Origin of the sequence: Mariniflexile sp. HMF6888 (assembly GCF_044335535.1) — a bacterium.
In the GTDB taxonomy this organism is placed as follows: domain Bacteria; phylum Bacteroidota; class Bacteroidia; order Flavobacteriales; family Flavobacteriaceae; genus Mariniflexile.
In genome coordinates, this window is record NZ_JBIQVZ010000002.1 from 780,657 (window position 1) to 788,472 (window position 7,816).

6 protein-coding genes and 3 pseudogenes are annotated in these 7,816 nt (G+C 31.2%); 5 read left to right on the forward strand and 4 right to left on the reverse strand.

The genetic code is table 11. The features are described from left to right. Position 1: 1 nt before the first annotated feature. The 4 genes and pseudogenes from pxpA to ACGLWY_RS08560 form a co-directional block, all read right to left on the reverse strand. Complete coding sequence (gene pxpA, locus ACGLWY_RS08545) at positions 2 to 742, reverse strand: 5-oxoprolinase subunit PxpA (RefSeq protein WP_396619256.1); 741 nt, start codon at positions 740 to 742, stop codon at positions 2 to 4. Between the two features lie 195 nt (positions 743 to 937). Further along, positions 938 to 2,035 (reverse strand): DUF2891 domain-containing protein, encoded by a 1,098-nt coding sequence (locus ACGLWY_RS08550; protein ID WP_396619257.1) that lies wholly within the window; start codon positions 2,033 to 2,035, stop codon positions 938 to 940. A 168-nt stretch (positions 2,036 to 2,203) separates the two neighbouring features. Continuing rightward, positions 2,204 to 2,452: pseudogene (locus tag ACGLWY_RS08555) on the reverse strand (transposase); the annotation flags it as partial. A gap of 253 nt (positions 2,453 to 2,705) precedes the next feature. Beyond that, positions 2,706 to 3,350: a transposase gene (locus ACGLWY_RS08560; RefSeq protein WP_396619258.1), complete on the reverse strand. Its 645-nt coding sequence runs from the start codon at positions 3,348 to 3,350 to the stop codon at positions 2,706 to 2,708. Between ACGLWY_RS08560 and ACGLWY_RS08565 the strand changes: the two are divergent. From ACGLWY_RS08565 to ACGLWY_RS08585, 5 genes and pseudogenes are all read left to right on the forward strand, one after another. Continuing rightward, positions 3,349 to 3,748 (forward strand): annotated as a pseudogene (locus ACGLWY_RS08565) (IS1595 family transposase); the annotation flags it as partial. The gene ACGLWY_RS08560 and the pseudogene ACGLWY_RS08565 overlap by 2 nt on opposite strands. A 288-nt stretch (positions 3,749 to 4,036) precedes the next feature. Next, positions 4,037 to 6,025, forward strand: a complete 1,989-nt coding sequence (locus tag ACGLWY_RS08570) for a transglutaminase domain-containing protein (RefSeq protein ID WP_396619259.1) — start codon at positions 4,037 to 4,039, stop codon at positions 6,023 to 6,025. 78 nt (positions 6,026 to 6,103) lie between these two features. Further along, positions 6,104 to 6,784: a hypothetical protein gene (locus ACGLWY_RS08575; RefSeq protein WP_396619260.1), complete on the forward strand. Its 681-nt coding sequence runs from the start codon at positions 6,104 to 6,106 to the stop codon at positions 6,782 to 6,784. Positions 6,785 to 6,982: 198 nt separating this feature from the next. After that, entirely contained in the window at positions 6,983 to 7,624 is a 642-nt protein-coding gene (locus tag ACGLWY_RS08580; protein ID WP_396619261.1) for a hypothetical protein, read from the forward strand. Positions 7,625 to 7,636: 12 nt separating this feature from the next. Next, positions 7,637 to 7,816: pseudogene (locus ACGLWY_RS08585) on the forward strand (IS1634 family transposase); the annotation flags it as partial.

The window sequence follows — 7,816 nt, forward strand, 5'->3', positions numbered from 1 at the left end:
TTTACAAGATTTTAATACCTACCGTTTCCAAATTCATACGTAATTTTTTAAGTAATTCTGCCGCATGCAAATGATCGCCATGCACACAAAAAGTTTCTGCTTTTATAGCCACTTCTGTACCGGTAACTGTTCTTACTTTTCGTTTATCAATCATATGAAACACATGTTCAAACATCGTATCTGAATCATGAATAAGCGCATTACCTTCACTACGGGATACTAAGGTTAAATCATCATTATAATTCCTATCGGCAAATACTTCGTATGTAATTGGTATATTATTTTGAAGTGCTAAGGTTTCAATAACCGACTTATAAGGCACATAAAGTTTTACTGGTAGCGCTATACTTTTCATTACTTCAATAATAGTAGTAGCAATTTTAGTATCTGTGACCGCCATATTATACAATGCACCGTGAGGCTTTACATGGTGCAATTGGGTGTTTTCTTCTTGCACAATGGTCATTAAATTACTTATTTGTTCTTTTAACGAGGCAAACAAAGCTACACAAGGCATATCCATAGGGTTTCTGCCAAAATTTTTCAAATCAGGAAAGGAAGGATGCGCTCCAATTTTAATGCGGTGCTGCTTCGCTAATTTAACCACTTTACGCATGGTTTTACTATTGCCTGCGTGTCCGCCACAAGCAATATTGCATGACGATACATAAGGCATTAATAGCGATTCGTTGCCAATGCCTTCTCCTACATCTACATTTATATCAACACTTTGGGTTTGCACTAGTTGTGTTTTATATTGAACTCATCTTGACTTTTTCTATTTCCTAAAACCTGCCTGCCGGCAGGCAGGAATGGCTAGAATCCGCTCATATTTCGCTTTTTTTTATGCTTAACTCTGCTATGCCTTTCAAAAAGTACCTCATCTGTGCAAATTTTATCTCATTTTCGGCTAAAAACAAAAGTCAAGATGAGTTCATTATTTAGAAACAGTGTTCAACGCATAAATAGCAAAGCTACCTAACCAATGCCCACCTTCGTAGCTATCTTCAAAAATACTAGGCAATGAATAATTAATAAGCTGATTCGCCATATTTTTTAAGTGTTTATATTCTGGCAAGTTTTCTGCAATGGTATTTAAACACCAAGCTCGAGAAAAATTGACGCCATCTAGGTGCACCAAACTACCGTCTTTTCTATCGGAAACCTTTCCCGTTTCTAATATAAAGCTTTTATTTTTCAATTGTGGTAAAAATTCATCTAACCAGGGTTTAAACGTTTCTTTAGTCAATATACGTTTCATTAACGCCGCTTCTTCTAAACATGGCGATAAAAAATCGGTACCACCGGGTTCCCAAATAATTGGGCAGTCTGCATCTGATAAATAAAAATCCTTTGCACGTTGTTCAATAATCAATTTTAAAGCGGTATTATTTACCGTATTAGCATAATCCCATGCAAAACTCAACCCGAATGCTGTGTTTGGGTGTTCGCCTACCCGAATGGGGTAATTTAATTTGGGTAAAAACTCCATGTATTTACCTATAACCAGATCGGTTAAGGGTTGCAAATTACTTTCTAATTGTCTTGCTGTTTCACTATCCCAAGTATGCAATGCTTCAGCTAATTTTAATAACCACGCCCATCCATAGGTACGCTCAAACGATTTGTTATGATTTCCTAAAAAATAAGCCACTTCGGTTAGGATGTTTTCCTTGGATATGTTTTGAAGTAAGCGTTGCTCAATGGCTTTAGCGTTTTCTAGCTCTGGAAACTGTTTTAACAAACTTACCAGGCTCCAATGCCCATGTACCGATGAATGCCAATCAAAACAGCCGTAAAACGCCGGATGCAAGGTGTTAGGCGATTTTAAATCGGCAGCACTTCCCAAGGTTTGTGATAATCGGTTTGGATATTCGATATTTATACAATGCAAAGGTAATTGCGCCAACTTATTGGCTTGTTCTAAATTTAGAATAGGGATTGTTTCTTGTTTGATTTCTGTGATTGTGGATTGCTTTTGCGAATTGTTGCAACTGAAAATTAAAACAACTAATAAAAATGAATGGTATTTCATAAAAGATCAAAATTTTATTTCAAGTTCTAAAAACTAATACTCTAATGTATGCAAAAAATAATAACTTCGATTGCTAAAACAAAAAGTCTTAACCAAATTAGTTAAAAGATCTTACTTATTTTTATAGGCGTTTAGACCTCCCACGTTAGCTATTGGTTTTATTAATATTTATTCGAAAAATACCATCTTTTTCATTAACATATCGAAGATTGTCCCCATATTTGCCCTCTTATTGTATCTAAAATGACATTCATTCAGGTAATCTTGCATATGTTCTTTGCTACAATGATGATGAATTCCTCTTAACCAACCTTTGATATTCATTATATGAATATGTAATTCTTTAAAATTCTTTCCTTCATCAGAGGCAACTTGTTTGAGTTTAGTAAATTCATTTTTCAAAGGCGCATACCAAGACTGTAAGGTACTTGATTTCATATATTAAACGTTTGTAATTTACTAGGGACTCCACCACAATGTAGAACTACTTCTTTTATTATTTCATTTTGTAATTGATTGCAAAATAACATTTTGGGTATCTTGTATCCTTTTAACTTATTGAGCTTTATATAGCTCAATAGCAATATTGATGCAATTAAAATTATATAAATCATCACTTGAATTCTATTCCATTGTCATGATAAATAGTGCTTAAAGTTCAATTCTTGTTTTATGAACCTAAAAAACGTTTAATATCCCAACGGCTTTTGTAAATTTCCGCTATTTGATTTGCCGTAAAACCATCTTCTGTCAGATTGCTTAAAAACAATATTTTTTCTCCATCGGATTTCAAAATCCCTTCAACCAATCTAAAAACTATTTTAGTCTTTTTTTCTTTGCAGCAAAGATGGACCCTACTGTGCTTTGTCAATTTTAGAATGTTATTTTCAAATTCCAAAGGAGTTACTTCACTTCCTTTTTCTATTTCATATTTTGATGATTTATAAATCCGGGTCACAAAATATTTATGGCCATCACAGAGTTCAACCATTTTTTTTCGATCTTTCATTCTTCTATCGAAAACCGCTATATCTTTCTTATTGTCCATATATTCTTCCAGAATGTCTCCCAAAGCCAAATCTTTACTGATCATTTTTTGGTCTTTGTAAAACTTAACATTAAATGGCAATCCATTAAAACCAACTGTGAACTTTATACTGTTTTTCCCTTGTTCTCCTTTTTTGTTTTTTTGACCATTTTGTATTCCAAAGCTTAATAAAGAGGCGGACAGACTTGTGATTTTCGAATCGTATAAACTTAATTTTATTTTGTCTTTTTCATTAAGCTTATCCTGAAAAACCGTAACCGTATGCACAGGGAAGGTTGACAGGCAATACAGATATTTTAAAGCTAAGGTATTGGACGATCATAAAGCTCAGGGTACGGACCAAACTTTTGTTGGCCCTATTGATGATGAGCAAACCATTGTCTTTACGGACAAAAGCACTTCGTACATTAATATTGCTGATTATGTGGAAATTCATATGACAGAGAAATCAAGTGCACAAACAACCAAAGAAACACTAAAATGGGTGCATATAGCAATAAGTAATGCTAAAAGAAACTTTGTAAGGACCTATCACAGAATCAAGAAAAAGTACTTGCAGTTATATCTAAATGAGTTTGTTTACAAACTTAATAGAAGATAGATACTTTGGTGAACGAATCTTCGATAGGCTCGTTATTGCTAGCATTACAGCTAATGGACATTAAACGGATATACAAATCATTTATTTTTTATCTCGTTAATTCTTTGTCGAAATTAATATGAATTAGTTGTTTTTTTTAATATTGAAGTAAAACCATGACAGTACAGGTAAGTTAATCCTTTTAATTGTATTTTATTTGTAAATAAATATTTTCTTTTAGAAAGAGATTTAAAAAAAAACTAAAACTAATTATAATTTAATTTTTTTACTTTAATTACCTATTGGTATATCTTATTTCTTCAATTGACGACTTTTTTATTCGTCTTATTTAGAGAAAATGAAAATTTATATAATGAAAAAAGGACACCTTATTATTGCATTATTACTTTTGACATCTTGTGGGAAGAGTTCAAAAAAATTAAATCATGCCTTAGAATTATCTGGTAACAACAAACAAGAATTACAAAAAGTATTAAATCATTACTCTGAAAGGGAAGAAGATAAGCTTAAATATAAAGCTGCTGTTTTTTTAATAGAAAATATGCCAAAAAAAACCTATAGAACCTATAGTCCTTTTTTAGATGAGTTTATGCATCGAGTGGATAATATTAATAATTATTTAGAAGTACATAATTTGAATAAAGGTATTGATAATGATGATTTGAATAAAATATGGGGTAGATGTAAGCGTAGGGGAAGTAGCGAATTGTTTGAGCAAAAGTATGACCTTCTAACAATAAACTCAGAGCTCTTAATAGATAATATTGATGAGGCTTTTTTGGTTTGGGAAAAAGTGCCTTGGGCATCTAGTTTTACTTTTGAACAATTTTGCGAATATGTTCTACCATATAGAAGTTCAGATGAATATCCGACTATGTGGAGAAAAGAAATTAACCAAAAATATAATTGGGCGTTAGAAAAAAATTCAAAAAAAAGTATTGTTGAAATTGTAAAACAAATTAATGATAGTACAAGTTGGTTTAAATATTTGCAAAGAATGACACATATTTCTGGGACAAAAATTTCAGATGTTTATAAAATTGGAGGTGGAGTTTGTAGGCAACATTCTAGTTTGAAAATATCTGCTCTAAGAAGTTTAGGTATTCCAGCAGCCAATGTGTCGGCTTTAACAGGGACTAGTTGGGTTTCTATATTAAATGAAGAAGGAAAAACTTTAGATTATGGTAGCCATTTTGCGCCGGTTATTGGGAAATATTATCAAGAAGAGAGGAAAAGATATTGGCCAAAAGTTTTTATGGATACTTATAGTAATAACCCTTACCCGTTTAAAGATACTCCTATTGAGGATGTGCCTCCTTTTTTCAGGAATATTAATAAAAGAGATGTAACAAGTAAACATATTCCTTCATCAACGGTTTCGGTTAGTATCACTATTGATCCTCCAAAAGAAACAAAACATGTTTTTTTAAGAATTTTATATATGAAAAAATGGTATGTAGCAGATTGGGGAGAAATAAATAGGAATACAGCAATATTTAAACAAATGGGAATTAATAATATTTATTTTCCCAGTTATTATATTGGAGGTGTTTATTATCCCGCTGCTAAGCCTTTTTATCTTAGAAATGATGGTACAATGAAATTATTTGAAAATGAATCTACAATTATTGAAAGAGTAAAACTAACAAGAAAATATCCTTTAAATATTCCTGAAAGAAAATATAGTAATCTTATGGTTGGAACTCGATTTGAAGGAGCTGATAACCCTGACTTTTATAATAGTACTTTGCTTGCTAAAATAGAAAGGACTCCTCAGATTATAGAGGAGTTAAAAGTTTCTCTGAAGAATAAATTTAGGTATGTGAGATATATATCAGATACTTTAATGGGGGTTGCGGAAATTTCATTTTTGGGAAAAGACGAAAGCTTGTTTAAAGGAAAAGTATTACATAGCAATAACATAAATAAACAGGATGCTATAAATGCATTCGACCTAGATATTAGAACCAATTGTAATAATGATAAAGGTTTAATATTAAATATACATAATAATGCACATAATTATATTAATGAAGAATATAAGAATTCATATTTAGATTCTTGGATTGGTTTAGATTTCGGGGAGCCTAAACAGATTCAATTTGTTAAGTATCTATTTCGAAACTCTTTTAACTCGGTAGAACCTGGTGCTGAGTATGAACTTTTTTATTGGGATGATAAGTGGAAATCCTTGGGAAAAAAAATAGCTGAACAAAATTATTTATTTTATAATATACCTAAAAACACTGTTTTGTTGCTAAAAAACATGGCTGGTGGTACACATGAAATTCCTTTTTTTGTAGAAAATGGAGAAATTATTTTTAGTAGTTATTTTAAATAATAGATTAAATAAAATATACCTTTTAAAAAGCTCGAGATGCATATTGAAAATTATAAACGTTAGTGATAATTAAAATGTATGAAAAAGATATATAGGGTGTTGATAATAGAGAATGATAATTTAATGATAGATGCTTATAAGCATGCCTTTTCTTGTATTGAAAAGGAATTTGGAAACATATTATTTGTTTTAGATCTTGTTAGAAGCCATGATGAAATGGCACTTAATAAAATTAAAAAAGCTTCGAAGAACAATAATCCAGAAATGATTTTTTTAGAAATTCCATTATCTCATTCGGATTATAATAAAGTAATTAAAAGAGAATGTTTAGGTGTTAAAATAAATAAATTTTTACCAAATACGAAAGTTATTGTAAGTACTAAATTTTCTAACAATAACATGTTACATTATATAATTAAATCAATTAATCCATCTGGTCTTATAATAAAAAGTGATGTAGGTTTTGACGATATTATTTACGCAATTAAAGATGTTCTTGGTAACAAGACATATTACAGTCAAACAGTGCTTCAATATTTTAAAAATAAGGTTAAACATGATATTGTTTTAGACCATATAGATACTTTAATATTAAACGAAATATCTAATGGATCCAAAATGAAAGAATTGCTTCAATTAGTGCCTTTAACTAAATCTGGAATTGAAAAGCGAAAAAGATTAATTAAATCTTCTTTTAAAGTTTCTTTAGATAACGATAGAGATATGATTATTGCTGCAAAAGAAAAAGGGTTTATTTGAGAACACTTTTTGCTATATAAACTCAAAAGCTTACTTTTTGTAAGCTTTTTTTATACCAATCCAATTAGTAAGTGTATTTTTTCCTGACTTCCGCACTTAAATTTTGCAATTTCAATAATCTATTGATTTTAAGTTGCTTATATTTTTTGTAATTTAAATTCGGGTGTCCCAGAAACAATTTTTCACTATTTTTGCCCAATGTTCGTTAGAAAAAAGCGAAATAAATCTGGAGTTATTAGCATACAAATTATTGATAAAAGTTCCGGAAAGTACAAACTAGTAAAAACCATTGGCAGTAGTAGCGATCCTTTTGAGATTGAACGATTAGTTTCAAAAGGGGAAGAATTCATCAAAGAAACCGCGGGTCTAAAAGAGTTTGATTTCAATAATTTTGATGCAATTTATGCACAGGTGCTAACTTCAGTTACGTCCCACAAATTGGTGGGCATAGACTTGGTTCTAGGAAAAATTTTTGATGAGATTGGTTTTAACCACATTGAAGATGGGCTGTTCAAAGACTTTGTTCTGTATCGGCTAGTGTATCCAAAAAGCAAGTTAAAGACCACGGAATATTTGTACCGATTTGCACGGAAAAGTTATTCTGAAGACGAAATCTATCGCTATATGGACAAGCTTTACAATACACAGAAAGAGCTTGTACAGCAAATTAGTTATGAGCATACATTAAAGGTTTTGCCGCAAGGCATTCAAGTTGTTTTTTATGATGTCACAACGATTTGTTTTGAAACGGATTATGAAGACGATTTGCGAAAAACAGGTTTTTCAAAAGAAGGAAAACATCAAAACCCCCAAATAGTACTTGGCCTGTTGGTGAGTTAGGGCGGCTATCCATTGGCGTATGACATTTTTGAGGGCAAACAATACGAAGGGCATACGATGTTGCCCATTATCAATGACTTTAGAGAGAAATATAACCTTGAGAAACTGGTTGTGGTTGCTGATTCTGGATTGCTGTCAAAAGCTAATATTGATGAATTGATGGCCAATAAACACGAATTTATTTTAGGTGAA

What these genes read in the sequence shown, in the direction of transcription:
- ACGLWY_RS08550 (WP_396619257.1), bottom strand. Translation starts at nt 2,035, where the DNA reads ATGAAATACCATTCATTTTTATTAGTTGTTTTAATTTTCAGTTGCAAC.
- ACGLWY_RS08570 (WP_396619259.1), top strand. Translation starts at nt 4,037, where the DNA reads ATGAAAAAAGGACACCTTATTATTGCATTATTACTTTTGACATCTTGT.
- ACGLWY_RS08575 (WP_396619260.1), top strand. Translation starts at nt 6,104, where the DNA reads ATGAAAAAGATATATAGGGTGTTGATAATAGAGAATGATAATTTAATG.
- ACGLWY_RS08580 (WP_396619261.1), top strand. Translation starts at nt 6,983, where the DNA reads ATGTTCGTTAGAAAAAAGCGAAATAAATCTGGAGTTATTAGCATACAA.